Here is a 15,605-nt window from a genome sequence, read left to right as displayed (position 1 = left end):
GCCGGCTTAGGCCGGCTCGGCCGGCGGTTGGACGGCGGCGGCGCGCCCTGAACGTTGAAGCTTTGGGAGGCGCCCATGTCCGAGACCGCGAACCCTCGGGACCGCTCAGGCGGATTTCCGGTGCGCGGCCTCATCATCGTCCTGCTGGTCGTGGCGGTGCTGTTCGCGGGACTGATCGGCTGGCGCAGGGCGCGCACGGCCGCGCCGCCGCAGGGCGCGCCGCCGCCGACCGTCGTCTCGACCATCGTCGTCCAGCCGCAGACTGTGCCGGTCGCCCTCGAAAGCGTCGGGACCCTGCAGGCGGTGCGCCAGGTGACGCTGGCGCCGGAGACCGTCGGCCGGATCGTCGCCATCCGCTTCGAGGGCGGCGCCCGCGTCGGCGCCGGCGCGGTGCTGATCCAGCTCGACGACGCGCCGGAGCGGGCAGATCGCGCCGCCGCCCAGGCCAAGGCGGATTTCGCCCGGGTTCAATTGCAGCGCTCCCAGCGCCTGCAGCCGACCGGCTTCGAGCCCCGCCAGACCACCGACCAGCGCCGCGCCGAATACGATGCGGCGGTGGCCGCGGTGCGCCAGCTCGACGCCCGCATCGCCCAGAAGCAGATCCGCGCGCCCTTCGCCGGCGAACTCGGCCTGCGGCGCGTGAACCCCGGCCAGTATGTGAACCCGGGCGACCCGATCGCTACCCTGACCGCCCTCGATCGCCTGTTCGTCAACTTCAACCTGCCCCAGCAGGACCTCGGCAAGCTTCGCGTGGGCGGGTCCGTCGAGGTGGCCGTCGACGCCTATCCGGGCCGGATCTTCACCGCTGTCGTCAACGCCATCGAGCCGCTGGTCGGCGCCGACACCCGCAACGTCAGCGTCCAGGCGACCCTGCCCAACCCCGGCGGGACGCTGAAGCCCGGCATGTACGTCACGGCCCGCCTGATGCTGCCGCCTCAGCCGAACGCCCTCCTGACGCCGACGACCGCCATCCAGACCTCCTCCTCCGGCGACAGCGTGATGGTGGTGCGGAACGGCAAGGCCCAGACGGTTCCGGTGCAGACCGGTCGGCGGATCGGCGACAAGGTGGTGGTGACGACGGGCTTGAGCCCCGGCGACGTGGTGGTCACCGACGGCCAGCTGCGGGTCCAGCCCGGCGCGCCGGTCAAGATCGCGGCGCAGGGCGGTTGAGAGGATGAAGAGCTTCACCGACATCTTCATCCGCCGGCCGATCCTCTCGGTCGTCGTCAGCCTGCTGATCCTGCTGGTCGGCGGCAGCGCCGTGGTCCTGCTGCCGGTGCGCGAATATCCGAACCTGGAAAGCGCCACCATCGTTGTCGACACCAGCTTCCCGGGCGCCACCCAGGAGGTGATGCAGGGCTTCGTCACCACCCCGATCGCCCAGGCCATCGCCACCGCCAACGGCATCGAATACCTGACCTCGACCTCCCGTCAGGGCAGCAGCCAGGTCAAGGCCAAGCTGGTGCTGAACGCCAACGCCGACCGCTCGATGACCGAGATCCTGGCCAAGGTGCAGCAGGTCAAATACCGCCTGCCCGAAGGCGCCAGCGACCCGGTGATCAGCAAGATCACCGACGGGGCGACGCCGGTGGAGTACGTCTCCTTCGTCGCCGACAAGCTGTCGCGCCCGCAGATCACCGACTTCGCCGCCCGGGTGGCCCAGCCCCTGATCACCGCCGTGCCCGGCGTGGCGGCCGCCGACATCTTCGGCGGCCAGACGCTCGCCATGCGCATCTGGGTCGATCCGGTGAAGCTGGCCGCCCGCGGACTTTCCGCCGGCGACCTCGCCGCGGCGCTGCGGGCCAACAACGTCCAGGCCGCGCCCGGCCAGCTGAAGGGCTCGTCCACGGTGATGAACATCACCGCGGCCACCGACGTCACCAACGTCGAGGACTTCCGCAGCATGGTGATCAAGTCCGCTCCGGACGGCATGGTGCGGCTGAGCGACGTGGCCACGGTGGAGATCGGCGGCTCCAACTACGACACCAGCTTCAGCACCGACGGACGCCGCGCGGTCACCATCGGCATCTCGCCGAACCCGGACGGGAACCCGCTGGAGATCGTCAAGAAGGTCAACGCTCTGATCCCCGGCATGCAGCGCGTCGCGCCGCCGGGCATGACCATCGTCGACCAGTTCGACGTGGCCCACTTCGTCAACGCCGCCATCTCCGAAGTCATCCACTCGCTGGTCGAGGCGATCGTCATCGTGATCGTGGTGATCTTCCTGTTCCTGGGCTCGCTGCGGGCCGTGCTGATCCCGGTGGTGACCATCCCGCTGTCGCTGATCGGCGCCGCGGCCATGATGCTGGCCATGGGTTTCTCGATCAACCTGCTCACCCTGCTGGCCATGGTGCTGGCCATCGGCCTGGTGGTCGACGACGCCATCGTCGTGGTGGAGAACATCCACCGCCACATCGAGGAGGGGCTCTCGCCCGTCCGCGCCTCCATCGTCGGCGCGCGCGAGATCGTCCGGCCGGTGATCGCCATGACCATCACGCTCGCCGCCGTCTACGCCCCGATCGGCGTGATGGGCGGGCTGACCGGGGCGCTGTTCCGGGAGTTCGCCTTCACCCTGGCGGGCGCGGTGATCGTCTCCGGCGTGGTGGCGCTGACCCTCTCGCCGATGATGAGCTCCTGGCTGCTCAAGTCGGCCCAGTCCTCGGGCCGCCTGGCCACCGCCATCGAACATCTGATGGCCCGCATCACGGCCGCCTACAGCCGGCTGCTCGACCGGACGCTGGCGGCGCGCGGCCTGGTGCTGGTCTTCGGCGTGGCGGTGCTGGTGGCGATCGTGGTGCTGTTCTCCGGCGCGAGACGCGAGCTCGCGCCCTCCGAGGACCAGGGCTACGTCTTCGTCGTCACCAAGGGCCCGCAGTACGCCAACATCGACTACACCAGCCGCTACACCGCCGAGGTGGAGAAGATATTCCGCAGCCTGCCGGAATATGTCAGCAGCTTCTTCAACAATGGCACGGACGGGCCGAACAACGCCTTCGGCGGCGTGCTCCTCAAGGAATGGGACGAGCGCAGCCGCAGCACCGACGAGATCCAGGCCGAGCTCAACCAGCGCGGCGCCAACATCACCGGAATCTTCGCGACCGCCTTCCAGCCGACGCCGCTGCCGGCCTCGTCAGGCGGCCTGCCGGTGCAGATGGTGGTCCGCTCGCCGGACGACTTTCCGGTCCTCTATGCGGCGATGGAGAAGATCAAGGACGCCGCCTGGGGCAGCCAGCTGTTCGTCTTCGTCGACAGCGACCTGGCCTTCGACAGCCCCGAGGCGCGGATCACCATCGACAAGGCCAAGGCCGGCGAGATGGGCGTCAGCATGCAGGCCATCGCCGACACCCTCGCCATCCTGGTGGGCGAGAACTACGTGAACCGGTTCAACTTCCACAACCGCTCCTACGATGTGATCACCCAGGTCCCGCGCAGTCAGCGGCTGACGCCGGAGAACCTCGGCCAGTTCTATGTGAAGGCCAGCTCCGGCCAGCTCGTACCGCTGTCGACGGTGGCGCGCGTCGACATGCGCCCGGAGGCCAACGGCCTGCCGCAGTTCAACCAGATGAACGCCGTCACGCTTTCGGCCGTGCTGGCGCCCGGCGTGACCATGGGCGAGGCGGTGAAGTTCCTGGAGAGCCAGCCGCTGCCGCCCGGCGCCACCGTCGACTGGCTGTCGGACAGCCGCCAGTACGTGAAGGAGGGCAATCAGCTGACGATCTCCTTCGCCTTCGCCCTGGTGGTGATCTTCCTGGTGCTGGCGGCGCAGTTCGAGTCCTGGCGCGATCCGATCGTCATCCTGGTGACGGTCCCGCTGGCGGTCTGCGGCGCGTTGATCCCGATCTATCTCGGCTTCACCACGCTCAACATCTACACCCAGATCGGCCTCGTCACCCTGATCGGCCTGATCTCCAAGCACGGCATCCTGATGGTGTCCTTCGCCAACGAGATCCAGAAGCGCGAGAACCTCGACCGGAGCGCCGCGATCGCCAGGGCCGCGGCGGTGCGGCTGCGCCCGGTGCTGATGACCACCGCGGCCATGGTCGCGGGCCTGGCGCCCCTGCTGTTCGCCGGCGGTGCCGGCGCGGCCAGCCGTTTCGCCATCGGCATCGTGGTGGTGATGGGCATGCTGGTGGGCACCCTTTTCACCCTGTTCGTCCTGCCGACCATCTACAGCCTGGTGGCCGGCGACCACCGGGCGAGCGCGGCCAGCGCGCGCGAGCGGGAACTGGCCGCTCCGGAGGAGGCGCATGCCTAAGCCCGCGGACGCGCCGAAGGTCGAAGGCGAGAAGGTCAAGCTGCAGAAGCGCCACCTGGTCCAGGCGGCCGCCGACCGGCTGCGCGACCTGATCCTGGCGGCCGAGCCCGACACCCAGATCGGCTCGCTGAACGAGGTCGCCCGCGAGCTCGGCGTCGGCATCGTCACCGTCCAGCAGGCCGCCCGCATCCTCGAGCACGAGGGCCTGCTGGAGGTCCGTCGCGGTCCAGGCGGCGGCTACTACGGCAAGCGTCCCGACGAGGCGGCGCTGGAGCGTTCGATCGCGGCCTACATCCGCGTCCATCCGGCCGCCTTCAAGGAGGTGTCGGAGATCGTCTCCCTGCTCGACTGCGAGCTGATTCCGGCGGCGGCCCGCTGCACCGACGAGGTCCTGCGCGCGGCGCTGCGCGGCCTGGCCGCCCGCGTCGAGACCTCCGACACCGCGCAGGCGCGGATCGCGCTCGAGCAGGAGCTGCACAACACCCTCTACAAGATGGTCAACCGGCCGCTGATCGAGCTGCTCACCCGGGTGACAAGCCAGCTGCAACGCAGCCAGCCCGCGCCCCCGCTGTTTTCAGGCCCGGAAGGCGTCGCCGCCTGGAAGGCGGGCCGCAGCCGGATCTTGCAGGCCGTGCTCGCCCAGGACGAGGAGCTCGCCCGGTTCGAGGCGGTCCGCTACCGCCAGGGCCTGATCGCCCGGCTGCGCCGGTTGCGCGGCGAGGGTCCGGCCGCGGTCTGAGGGCGCGGCGGACCTCAGAGGGGGCGGACGGACGACCTAGCTGTCGATACGAGGCCCCGGCTGCGCGGTGACTATGGCGCGCAGCAGGTCCAGCAGCTTGCGACGTATCCCGCCGCGGGGCAGCTTCGTGAACAGGATGGCCAGCTCCGCCCCTTCCGACGTGAGCAGGAGGTTGTGAGCGGCCAGGTCGGTGGTGGTCGGCCTCTCAGGGTTCTCGGTCGTGGAGATTCCATCGAAGAAGTAGTTCACACTGGTGTCCAGCGCGCGGGCGATCTCGAACAGCTTCGAAGCGCTCACCCTGTTCGCGGCGCGCTCGTATTTCTGCACCTGCTGAAACGTCAGGCCCAAGGCTTCGGCGAGCTTCTCCTGGCTGAAGCCAAGCTCTTTGCGACGCATGCGGATCCGCAGTCCGACCTGCTGATCCACCGGATGCGGGTCGGCGTGCAACGCCTCTTCGGTGGTCGAGGCGGCGCGGGGTCGAGAAAAGGTAGTCATCTGTCGCTTGCTCCCATCGGCGAGGTGGCGACGCTGGGTCCCACGTAGAGCAGGGTGACCGAGGCAAGCTCCGGTTGAAATTCCGGACGATTACCTCCGTACTTTTACGGGGCGCCCGTCGGTCAACCCCTCGCGACCCATGCGATGACTGGCGATCGTCTCGACGACCTCTCGCCCGGCGCGTCTGAATAGCTGCGTCGCGGCGCCTCATGGTCATTCCCGAATGCGTCTCAGATCCGCGCCTCGCCGTGGAGCCGCCGCAGGCGCACCAGCAGGTCCTGGCGGTAACGCACGGTCTCGAACCGGGCGAGGTCCTCGTCGCCGGACTGGATCGCGTCGACGATCCGACGGCGACCCGCGCGCCAGGCGTCGATCCCGTCCTGGTCGAGGAACATGGAGGGGGCGGGACTGGCCTTGTAGACGCTCATGGTGACGCGTCCGAGCAGGCCCATCAGCGGATGGTCGGCCATGCGGAACAGGACGTCGTGCAGCGCCTCTTCGACCGCGAGCTGGCTTTCGATCGTGTCGCTGCGCGCGAGCATGGCGAGCACGCGCTCGAGCCTCGTCTTCAGGTCGGCGTCCCTGGACCGCGCAGCGGCAGGCGCCAGCTCGCACTCCAGCAGGGAGGTCATCTCGAAGAGTTCGCGGAAGCGGGCGCTGTCGACCCGCAGGTAGCCGGCGATCGAGCGCTCCAGCGAGGCCTCGGTCGGACGCTTGCCGTAGTAGCCGCCGCCGGGACCCCGCCGGACCTGCAGCAGGCCTTCATGCTCCAGGATGCGGGCGGCCTGCTGGACGGTCACCACGCCCACCCCGAGCTCGCGGGCGATGTCGGTCAGCGAGCCGATCTGTGTGTCGGGCGCGGAGGCCAGAATCAGGTCGCGCAGACGATCGGCCGACGCCTCCACGAGGCGGCGCCGATCTGGCTTCGGGCTCTCGCGCATTGGCGTCTCGCCCGAGCGGCTTAAGGCCGCAGGATCCAGCCGCCGTCCACGTGCAGGGTCGGGCCGGTGACGACGGCGACCTTGCCGTCGAGGCGGTACTGATCGATCGAGAAGGTCATCAGGAAGTCTCCGAAAATCGGTCCAGGCGCGATCAGGCTTCGAAGGGCAGGCCTTGGGCGACGCGCTTGCCCATTTCGAACACCGTCCCCTGCATGACCGACGCCTTCGGCCAGCCGCCATGGATGGCGTACTGCAGGACGTACTCGTGCATCTCGTCGATGGTGGCGTTGCCGCTGGCCATGGCGGCGTAGGTGTGGCTGCGGATGGGAACGTCCGACGAGGATTCCGAGACGCCGACCATGGTGATCCAGCGACGCGACCGCTGATCCAGGCCGGGCCGCATCCACATCTCGCCGAAGACGAAGTTGTTAATCCCGGCGTCGAAGTAGGCGACGACCGGCGGCGGTCCGCCGATGGTCATGACCGAGAGGAAGTTGGCCGCCCCTTCGGCGTGCCGGACCTCGGGATCCCAAGGCTCAGCGCGGATCGGCGCGTACTCCGCCGGGGGCAGGCCGAGCGCGGTCGCTACCCGGGTGATGGCCTGATCCCAGGCGCCGCCGCGCGACCAGCCGGCGTAGACCGCCAGGTGCAGGGCGCCTTCGCGCAGCTCCGACAAGGTGACTTCGCCGGTGGTCAGCGCGCCGCGGACATAGTTGTCGAGGATCTCGGTCGGACCGGGCGAGCAGGCCGCTGCGGCCATGGCGATCCAGAAGCGCGAGCGCAGGTCGAGGCCCGGCCGGGTCCAGACCTCGGCGTAGATGAAGTCGCGCCAGGAGGCTTCCAGCAGGGTCTTCGGCTCCGGCTCCGGCGCGCCGGTCAGCGCCGCCTGCTGCTCGACGCCCCTGCGGGTGCGTTCGACGGGATCAAGGAGGCTCATTGCGCGCCCTCCACCTTGGCCAGGTTCACCCAGACGTTCTTGATCTGCAGGAACTCGTGCAGGCCGGCTTCGCCGCCGAGCCGGCCGTAGCCGCTCTGCTTCCAGCCGCCGAAGGGGACGTTGGGCTGCATCGCCTCGCCCGAGCCGTTGACGTGGATCTGCCCGGCCTGCAGCTGGCTGGCCACGTAGTGGCCGCGCCGCAGGTTCTGGGTGTGGACGTAGGCGCCCAGGCCGTAGTCGGTGCCGTTGGCGAGCGCGATCGCCTCCTCCTCGGTGTCGAACGGGGTCACCGCCAGCACCGGGCCGAACACCTCGTGCTGGGCGATGGTGTTGTCCGACCCGACGTCGGCCATGATGGTCAGGGGCAGGTAGAAGCCGCCGGCGAAATCGCCGCCTAGCCGACCGCCGCCGGTGACCATGCGCGCGCCTTCCGCGGTCGCCTTGTCGACCATGCCGCAGATCCGCTGCAGCGAGGCCTCCGAGATGACCGGGCCCATGATGGTGGCTTTGTCGAGCGGATCGCCGACCTTGATGTGGCCGCTGATCCCCTGGAGCATCGCCAGGTACTGATCGTAGATCGGCCGTTCGACGAGCAGGCGGGTGCCGTTGACGCAGCCCTGGCCGCTGACGCTCATGGCGCCGGAGAGGCCGCGCTTGGCGGCGTCTGCCAGGTTGGCGTCGGCGAAGACGATCACCGCCGACTTGCCGCCGAGCTCCAGGCCGCAGGGCTTGAGGGTTTCGGCGGCGGCGGTCAGCACCTTCTTCGCGGTGGCGCCGCTGCCGACGAACTGCACCTTGTCGATCCCCGGATGGCGCACGATCGCCTCGCCGACATCCGCGCCGCCGGCGACGACGTTGACCACGCCCGGCGGAAAGCCGGCTTCGAGGAAGAGCTCGCCCAGCCGCATCACCGTGTAGGGCGCAAGCTCCGGCGCCTTGACCACGATGCAGTTGCCTGCGGCCAGGGCGGGGGCCATCACCATGGTCGCGGCGAACAGCGGGCCGTTCCAGGGGACGATGGCGCCGACGACGCCGTAGGGCTCGTAGGCGACGTAATCATGGGCAGGGCCGCCCCAGGTGGCGATGGTCTGGCCGTGGATCTTGTCCGCCCAGCCGCCGAAGTAGCGGAACTTCTGGATCGCATCCAAAACCATGTAGGGGGCCATCAGCGACGGCGAGCCGTTCTCGATGGTCATCAGCTCGGCCAGGCCGGGCACGTTCTGTTCGAGCACCGCCGCCATCTTCAGCATCAGGTCGCGGCGCTTGTCGCCGGACAGCGCGCGCCAGGCGGGAAAAGCCGCGCGGGCGGCCTGGACCGCGGCGTCGACGTCGGCGGGGCTGGCGAGGCCGATCTCGGCGGTGACCGTGCCGGTCGCGGGATAGATGTGCGACCAAGTCTGGCCGCCGCCGCGGGTCAGCCGCTGGTCGCCGATGATCACCGGAAATTGCGGAAGCACGTCCTTGCTGGGGACCTGGAACGTCATGCGGATCCTCCCAGGGCGCTTGCCGCGCCCGCATCATTATTCGCTCATCACGAGCCGACATCAGGCCGCGTCGCCTCGAAGCGGCTCGCCGTCGGCGCTGATGTGGCGGGCATAATGTGCGCATTGACCGGGCTGTCAATCGCACCTCGCGGCCAATATGCTCGATACGGGCCAACCAACACGCATGTTATTGGGCGACGTCGCGGCGCTCGAAGGCAAGCGTCGCCGGCCAGGCCCCGCTCGACACCAGACGCTCCACTTCCTGGCGCACCACGGAGCCGAACTCGGCGACGAAGGCCCGCGGCATGACGAGATGCGGCCTGGCGGCGAAGACCAAATGCTGAGTCAGGACGGGATTGCAGATCGGCGCATGACGCAGGCGGCCGGCCTCGATCTCCCGCTGCAGGGCGCAGGCCGGCAAGACGCCATAGACGAGGCCGGACTCGATCAGCTCCTTCGAGATCGACAGGGAGTCGACGTCGAGCGGGACATGGATCTTGACGTTCAGGGCCAGCGCCGTGCGTTCGACGATGCTGCGGACGCCGGGCTGCAGCCTCGGCAGCACCAGGGGAAATTCGCTAAGCTTCTCGAAGGCGACGGGCTGGTCGGCGGAAAGGCGGCTGGCGGGGCCGCCCACCAGAACCAGATCTTCGCTCAGCAGCTCGCTGGCGAACAGCCGCTCGTCCGGCGCCGGCCCGTGGATCACGGCGAGATCGACCTCGCCCTTGAGCATGCTCTCGACTAGCTGGACGGTCTCGCGGTCCACCACGCTCAGCTTCACCATCGGAAAGACCGCGGCGAGCCGATTGAGCAGGGGTCCGGCCAGCACGCAGGCCGCGGTCTGCGGCATGCCCAGCACCACCCCGCCCTCGAGCTGGGCGAACGGCGAGCCGACGTTCTGCATGGCGAGCTCGAGCTGGCGCAGCGGCCCGACCATGGAGCCGCGCAGCTGCTCGCCGTGCTCGGTCAGCTCCATGCCCTTCGACGTCCGGGTGAAGAGGGCGACGCCCAGGGCCTCCTCGAGCAGGCGCATCTGACGGCTCAGCGCCGGCTGGGCGATGCCGAGCACCCGCGCCGCGCGGCTCATCGAGCCCTCGTCCGCGATCCGCAGGAAAAACTGGAGCCGCCGGATGTCCATGCGGCTCCAGCCATACCAAGTCGTTATGGAGCGACGCCAGACTTTGTCTTGGTTGGGGCGACCCATTGCGTCCTAGCATGGCCGAAAACCAGGGAGGCTTCGATGGCGCAAAGCGCGGACTACGGGCTCGGCGAGTTCCCCTTTCCCCGGGGCTGGTTCGCCGTCGCCAACGGCTCGGAGATCGGCGGGACCCCGACCACCGCCCGCTACTTCGGCGCGGAGGTGGTGATCTTCCGCGGCGAGGACGGCCAGGCGGTGATGCTCGAAGCCTACTGCCCGCACATGGGAACCCACCTCGGCCGGAGCCGATCCTCCTACATCGTCGCCAGCGGCCAGCACGTCGAGGCGGGCGGCATCCGCTGTCCCTTCCACGGCTGGCGGTTCGGCCCCGACGGTCGGTGCAACGACATTCCCTACTTCGACGGGCCGATCCCCGAACGCGCCCGCCTGCGCAGCTGGCCCGTCCAGGAACGCTACGGCCTGGTCTTCTGCTGGAACGATCCCGAGGGCCAGGGGCCGGACTTCGACCTGCCGGAGTTTCCGGAATGGGACGATCCGCAGTGGATGCGCTGGCCGGGGTTGGAGCACCTGGGGGATCTGCCCTGCCATCCCATCGAGATCTTCGACAACAACTCCGACTGGGCCCACCTGATGTACACCCACGGCGGCGTGGTCCGGTTCTACGAGAACGAGGTGGACGGCCACTGCTACCGGCAGCGTGAAAGCATGGTCGGCCACGCCCAGGGCATCGGCGACAGCTTCGGGGCCGAGCGGCTGCTGTCGACGGTGAACAGCTATGTCGGGCCAGGGCTCAATGCAGCGCGGTTCCTCGAGGCGAACGCCGCCCAGTTGATCGCCGTGACTCCGATCGAGGACGGCTCGGCCCGCCTCTGGCAGTGCGCGATGATCAGGCGGCCGGACGGGACAAGCGACGACCAGGCGCAGGAGGCGCTGCTCAACTTCAACCGCAACATGGCCAAGGGTCTTGGCCATGACGACGGCGAGATCTGGGCGCACAAGCGGGCCGCCATCCAGATCCTGCAGCTGCCCACGGACGGCCCCTTCCGCCAGGCGCGCACCTGGTACAGCCAGTTCTTCAATCCGCGGTCGAAGGCCGCCGAAATCCTCGAACGGGTCGAGGGCCTGCACTATGTGCGCGGCGTGCCCGCCTTCTCCGAGATGGCGGCCGAGTAGGGGCCATGGAGTTTCGGGAACTGGGCCGCAGCGGCCTGCGCGTCAGCGCCGTGGGCCTGGGGGTGATGACATTCGGCGCCCAGACGCCGGAGGACGACGCCTTCCGCCAGCTCGACCTGGCGTTCGAGGCCGGCGTCACCCTGTTCGACACGGCGGAGAACTATCCCGTCCCGGTCCGCGCCGAGACCCAGGGCCGCTCGGAAGAGATCCTTGGCCGCTGGATCGCCGCGCGCGGCGTGCGCGACCAGGTGGTGGTGGCGACCAAGGCGGCCGGCCCCGGGAACGCGGCCGGAGACATGACCCATATCCGTGGCCCCGATCGCCGGCTCGACCGGGCCAATCTCAAGGCCGCGGCCGACGCCAGCCTGCATCGTCTGAATACGGACTATATCGACCTCTACCAGGTCCACTGGCCGGAGCGGCCGATCACCACCCAGGGCCGCACGCGGTTCTCGCACCTCCCCGACGCGCCGGGTCTCACGCCGATCGAGGAGACCCTGGCGGCGCTGGGCGAGCTGGTCGCGGCCGGCAAGGTGCGCCAGATCGGCGTGGCCAATGAATCGCCGTGGGGCGTGATGCGCTATCTGGCGGCGGCGGAGGCGAGGGGCCTGCCGCGGATCGTCAGCATCCAGAACGGCTATTCCCTGCTCGATCGCCAGTTCGAACTGGGCCTGGCCGAGATCGCCATGCGCGAGCAGGTCGGGCTGATCGCCTACGCCCCGCTGGCGGGCGGCCTGCTGACGGGCAAGTACGCCGAAACCCGCAAGCCGATCGAAGGCAGCCGCTCGGCCGTCATGCCCGGCTTCGCCCAGGCGCGCTTCACGCCGAAGAAGCTGGCGGCCACCGCCGCCTATGTCGACCTGGCGCGCCGCAACGACTTGGATCCCGCCGAGATGGCGCTGGCCTTCGTCCGCCAGCGGCCGTTCACCACCTCCGTGCTGATGGCCGCCAGCCGGGCCCCGCAGCTGCAGGCCAATCTGAAGAGCCTGGCGCTCACCCTGCCGCCCGAGCTCATCAAGGCGATCGACGCCATCCACGACGACCAGCCGAACCCGCGATAGGGCGGCTTTCGGGATGAGGACCGAAACGATCATGTCTGAGCCGAAGGCGCGCCTGACGCCGGCGGCCCCAGTCGGTTCAGAGCAAGTCGCTCAAAGCCACTTGGCGCGCTTGAACCGCGAATAGAGGAAGGCGCAGACCACCGCGATCAGGGCCACCACGGCGAAATAGCCGTACTTCCAGCGCAGTTCGGGCATGACGTCGAAGTTCATCCCGTAGATGCCGGCGATGGCCGTCGGCACGGCCAGGATCGCAGCCCAGGCCGCAAGCCGCCGGGTGATCGCGCCCTGGCGCTGCTGCTCCAGAAGGGTGCTCGCCTCGAACACCGACGCCAGGACGTCGCGAAGCCCTTCCACCAGAGACGCGACGCGTCGGACGTGGTCGCCGACGTCGCGAAAATAGGGACGCACCTCCGGGTCGATGCAGGGCTGGTCATGGTGTTCGAGGCGGTTGGCCACCTCCTCCATGGGGCCCAGGATTCGGCGGAAGCGCATCAGTTCGCGCCTCAGGTTGAAGATGCGGGTGACCTCGTCGCGGCTCAGGAAGGCGTCGAGGGCGTGGCGCTCCATCGCCAGCACCTCTTCCTCGATCGCCTCGACGATCGGGAAATAGCCGTCGACGATAAAGTCGAGCACGGCGTGGAGGATGTAGTCGACGCCGTGTTTCAGGTGGGCCGGCGCCGCCTCCAGATGTTGGCGCAACTCGATGTGGGCGCGCGCCGAGCCGTGACGCACGGTGATGAGGTGGTGGGGCCCGACGAAGATGTCGGTTTCGCCGTAGCCGATCTCCTCGCCCTCAAGGTGCGCCGTCCGGGCGACGACGAACAGCTGGTCGCCATAGACGTCGATCTTCGGCATCTGCTGGGCCGTCAGCGCGTCCTCGACCGCCAGGGGATGCAGGCCAAAACGATCCTGCAAGACGCGGAGCTCCTCCTCGGAGGGCTCGAGAAGGCCGATCCAGGCGAACTCGCCGTCGCGCAGATCCAGGCTGGCGGGGACGGCGAGGTCGATCGCCCGCAGACGCTTTCCATCGCCATAGACATAGGCCGCAACGACGCTCATTCGGTCCTCCCTGGCTCAGCCAGTCCGCGCACGGCGCTGCAACGCATGGCCGAGATCCTTGGGCTAAACCGGTTCGCGCGGAAGGCCGATGGTCTTGCAACGTCGGGACAGTTCGCCGCGATCGCCTATCGGCGCGCGCTTTAAGCAAACTCGACGGTTTCGCCCCGCCCGCCGGCGCGGCGGCTTGACGGGCAGGGCCGTGGTGAACGTCATGCCCTTATGGATAGGCAGCTAAGCTCCGCGGCCGGCTACAGGTCCGACGTCCAGGGGCTGCGCGCCCTCGCCGTGCTGTTGGTGGTGGTCTTCCACGCCGATCCGCGCTGGATCCCGGGCGGGTTCGTCGGCGTGGACGTCTTCTTCGTGATCTCCGGCTATCTCATCACCCGCCTGATCGTGCGGGAGGTCGAGGCGAAGGGGCGGCTGGACTTCCGGGCCTTCTATGCGCGACGCGCCGCGAGGCTGCTTCCGGCCTCCCTGCTGGTCCTGCTCAGCGTGATGATCGCCAGCCTGCTCCTGCTCTCGCCGAGCGAGCAGAAGGATACGGCGAAGGCCGGGCTGGCGACGGCGGCCTATCTGAGCAACTTCCATTTCATCCGCGAGGCGCAGGACTATTTCGCCGCGTCGTCCGCCAACAATCCGCTGCTGCATACCTGGTCCCTGGCGGTGGAGGAGCAGTTCTATCTCGTCTGGCCGCTGCTGATCGTCGCCGGCCTGCGCCTGTTCGGGGCCAGGCGGCTTCCCGTGGTGCTGGGCGTCGCCGGCGCCGCCTCGTTCGGCCTCTGCCTGCTGCTGATGCGCGAGCACCAGACCTGGGCCTTCTTCGCCTCTCCTCCGAGAGCCTGGGAGTTCGCTGTCGGCGGGATCGCCGGGTTCGCGTCTCCGTCCCGGTCCGTCTGGGTCGGGCGCTTCGCCTCCTGGCTCGGGTTCGCCGGGATTGCCGGCAGCGCCGTCCTGCTGACCGAGGCGGCGCCCTTTCCCGGCGTCCTGGCCCTGCCGGCGACCCTCGGAACCGCCGCCATCCTGCTGGCCGAGGGCCAGGGGCTGGGCGCGATCTCGAAAGCCCCCGGCGTCCAGTGGCTCGGGAACGTCTCCTACTCCTGGTATCTCTGGCACTGGCCGGTGTTCGTCTTCGCCCGACTGGCGGGCGCGCCCGAGACCGCCCTGGTCCTGGCAGGCCTGATTCTGCTTTCGCTCGCCCTCGCCAGCCTTACCTATTGGCTGGTCGAGAACCCGGCCCGGCGCCTGGCCTGGGTGCGCTCGCGGCCGGGCCGGACGGTGGTCGCCGGGCTCGGCGTGAGCGTGATGGCGGCCGGCTGCACCGTGGGGACCTATGCCGCCTCCGAGGTCAGCGCCAACTCGCCGGCCCAAAGGCGCATCACCCGGGCCGTGGAGGCCAGGGCCGTCGCCAGCAGGCCCGAGTGCAATCCCGCCCCGGACGATGCGACGGTGAAGACCTGCGTGTTTGGAGACCCCAGGGGCGCCCGGACCCTCGTCCTGTTCGGCGACTCTCACGCCAACATGTGGTCCACCAGCGTTGACGCCGCGGCTCGCCGAAATGGCTGGAAGCTGGTGACCTTCCTCAAGCCCTCCTGCCCGGCCGCGACGATCCCGGCGACCTACTATGTGAAGCTGAAGCGCCCCTTGCGGGAGTGCGTGGCCTGGCGGGCCGAGGCCATCCGCCGGATCATCGCCCTGCGGCCGGACGCGGTGGTCATCGCCAGCGCCGAATTCTATCTGCGGCCGACCCAGGCCGGGGCGGTCCCTGTTCCCGTGGCGCAATGGCGGGCCGGCCTGCAGAAGACCGTCCAGAGCTTCGACGCCGCCGGCATCGAAGCCATCCTGGTCCGCGACGTCCCGGCCCCGGGCTACGACGTCCCCACCTGTCTGTCTCGCGCCGTCACGCGCGGCCTCGCCGACGCCGCCTGCCCGGTGGACGCCGAACGGGCGATCAATGCGGACGCGGTCCGAGCCGAGGCTGATGCTGTGCAGGCCGCCAGGCATGCGACCCGCCTGGACCTGACGGACCAGTTCTGCACCGAGGGCCGGTGCGATGTCGTGCGGCGCGGAATCGTCATGTACCGCGACGACAATCACATGTCGGCGACCTACGCCCAGGCGATCGAGCCGGCCATGGAGGCGAGGCTGAAGGCCCTGATGAATTAGGGCGCGTTGCGCAGCGCCCGAGGCGCGCATCTTTGCAGGCGCGTTTCGGGCGCAGGTCGGCTTGTGGACCGTCCGTGAATTGCTGATCGGCTCGCGTGAGGCTCAGGACCTCAAAATTCATATTGTGTTCACGGGTGAC

Annotated in this window: 12 protein-coding genes; 6 read left to right on the top strand and 6 right to left on the bottom strand. The window is 69.1% G+C overall.

The annotated features are described in order from the left end of the window. Positions 1–75: 75 nt before the first annotated feature. Genes ACSQ2B_RS15295 through ACSQ2B_RS15285 form a run of 3 tightly spaced genes read left to right on the top strand, consistent with a single transcriptional unit; the run spans position 76 to position 4,994 of the window. Complete coding sequence (locus ACSQ2B_RS15295; RefSeq protein WP_436051115.1) at positions 76–1,170, top strand: efflux RND transporter periplasmic adaptor subunit; 1,095 nt, start codon at positions 76–78, stop codon at positions 1,168–1,170. Between the two features lie 4 nt (positions 1,171–1,174). Next, positions 1,175–4,255, top strand: coding sequence for an efflux RND transporter permease subunit (locus ACSQ2B_RS15290; protein ID WP_436051113.1), 3,081 nt, complete (start codon positions 1,175–1,177; stop codon positions 4,253–4,255). Next, on the top strand, positions 4,248–4,994 hold the full coding sequence (locus tag ACSQ2B_RS15285; RefSeq protein ID WP_436051111.1) for a FadR/GntR family transcriptional regulator: 747 nt from the start codon (positions 4,248–4,250) through the stop codon (positions 4,992–4,994). Before ACSQ2B_RS15290 ends, ACSQ2B_RS15285 begins: the two co-directional genes overlap by 8 nt. 36 nt (positions 4,995–5,030) lie before the next feature. Here ACSQ2B_RS15285 and ACSQ2B_RS15280 read toward each other — a convergent pair whose 3' ends face one another. From ACSQ2B_RS15280 to ACSQ2B_RS15260, 5 genes are all read right to left on the bottom strand, one after another. After that, a complete protein-coding gene (locus tag ACSQ2B_RS15280) occupies positions 5,031–5,489 on the bottom strand; it encodes a helix-turn-helix domain-containing protein (protein ID WP_436051109.1) in 459 nt (152 codons plus the stop codon). Positions 5,490–5,719: 230 nt separating this feature from the next. Beyond that, positions 5,720–6,430 carry a FadR/GntR family transcriptional regulator gene (locus ACSQ2B_RS15275; RefSeq protein ID WP_436051107.1) on the bottom strand — a complete coding sequence of 237 codons (711 nt, stop codon included), beginning with the start codon at positions 6,428–6,430 and terminating at the stop codon, positions 5,720–5,722. A gap of 151 nt (positions 6,431–6,581) precedes the next feature. Then, the gene (locus ACSQ2B_RS15270) at positions 6,582–7,367 is read right to left on the bottom strand and encodes a carboxymuconolactone decarboxylase family protein (protein ID WP_436051106.1); all 786 of its coding nucleotides are present in this window, start codon (positions 7,365–7,367) and stop codon (positions 6,582–6,584) included. Then, positions 7,364–8,851, bottom strand: a complete 1,488-nt coding sequence (locus ACSQ2B_RS15265) for an aldehyde dehydrogenase family protein (protein ID WP_436051104.1) — start codon at positions 8,849–8,851, stop codon at positions 7,364–7,366. The genes ACSQ2B_RS15270 and ACSQ2B_RS15265 overlap by 4 nt, the downstream gene beginning before the upstream one ends. Positions 8,852–9,038: 187 nt before the next feature. After that, on the bottom strand, positions 9,039–9,989 hold the full coding sequence (locus tag ACSQ2B_RS15260) for a LysR family transcriptional regulator (RefSeq protein ID WP_436051102.1): 951 nt from the start codon (positions 9,987–9,989) through the stop codon (positions 9,039–9,041). 102 nt (positions 9,990–10,091) lie between these two features. Between ACSQ2B_RS15260 and ACSQ2B_RS15255 the strand changes: the two genes are divergently transcribed. Both ACSQ2B_RS15255 and ACSQ2B_RS15250 read left to right on the top strand, forming a co-directional pair. Further along, complete coding sequence (locus ACSQ2B_RS15255; RefSeq protein ID WP_436051100.1) at positions 10,092–11,183, top strand: Rieske 2Fe-2S domain-containing protein; 1,092 nt, start codon at positions 10,092–10,094, stop codon at positions 11,181–11,183. 5 nt (positions 11,184–11,188) lie between these two features. Beyond that, the gene (locus ACSQ2B_RS15250; protein ID WP_436051098.1) at positions 11,189–12,244 is read left to right on the top strand and encodes an aldo/keto reductase; all 1,056 of its coding nucleotides are present in this window, start codon (positions 11,189–11,191) and stop codon (positions 12,242–12,244) included. A 90-nt stretch (positions 12,245–12,334) separates the two neighbouring features. Here the strand turns inward: ACSQ2B_RS15250 and corA are convergent, their stop codons facing one another. Continuing rightward, a complete protein-coding gene (gene corA, locus ACSQ2B_RS15245) occupies positions 12,335–13,303 on the bottom strand; it encodes a magnesium/cobalt transporter CorA (protein ID WP_436051097.1) in 969 nt (322 codons plus the stop codon). Between the two features lie 219 nt (positions 13,304–13,522). On the opposite strand from corA, the gene ACSQ2B_RS15240 reads away from it, so the two are divergent. Then, positions 13,523–15,466, top strand: a complete 1,944-nt coding sequence (locus tag ACSQ2B_RS15240) for an acyltransferase family protein (RefSeq protein WP_436051096.1) — start codon at positions 13,523–13,525, stop codon at positions 15,464–15,466. The last annotated feature ends 139 nt before the right edge of the window (positions 15,467–15,605 follow it).

The organism is Phenylobacterium sp. LjRoot225 (assembly GCF_964252855.1).
Taxonomy (GTDB): domain Bacteria; phylum Pseudomonadota; class Alphaproteobacteria; order Caulobacterales; family Caulobacteraceae; genus Phenylobacterium.
The sequence above is the reverse complement of the archived record's forward strand: the minus strand, read 5'-3'. Positions and strand labels throughout refer to the sequence as shown.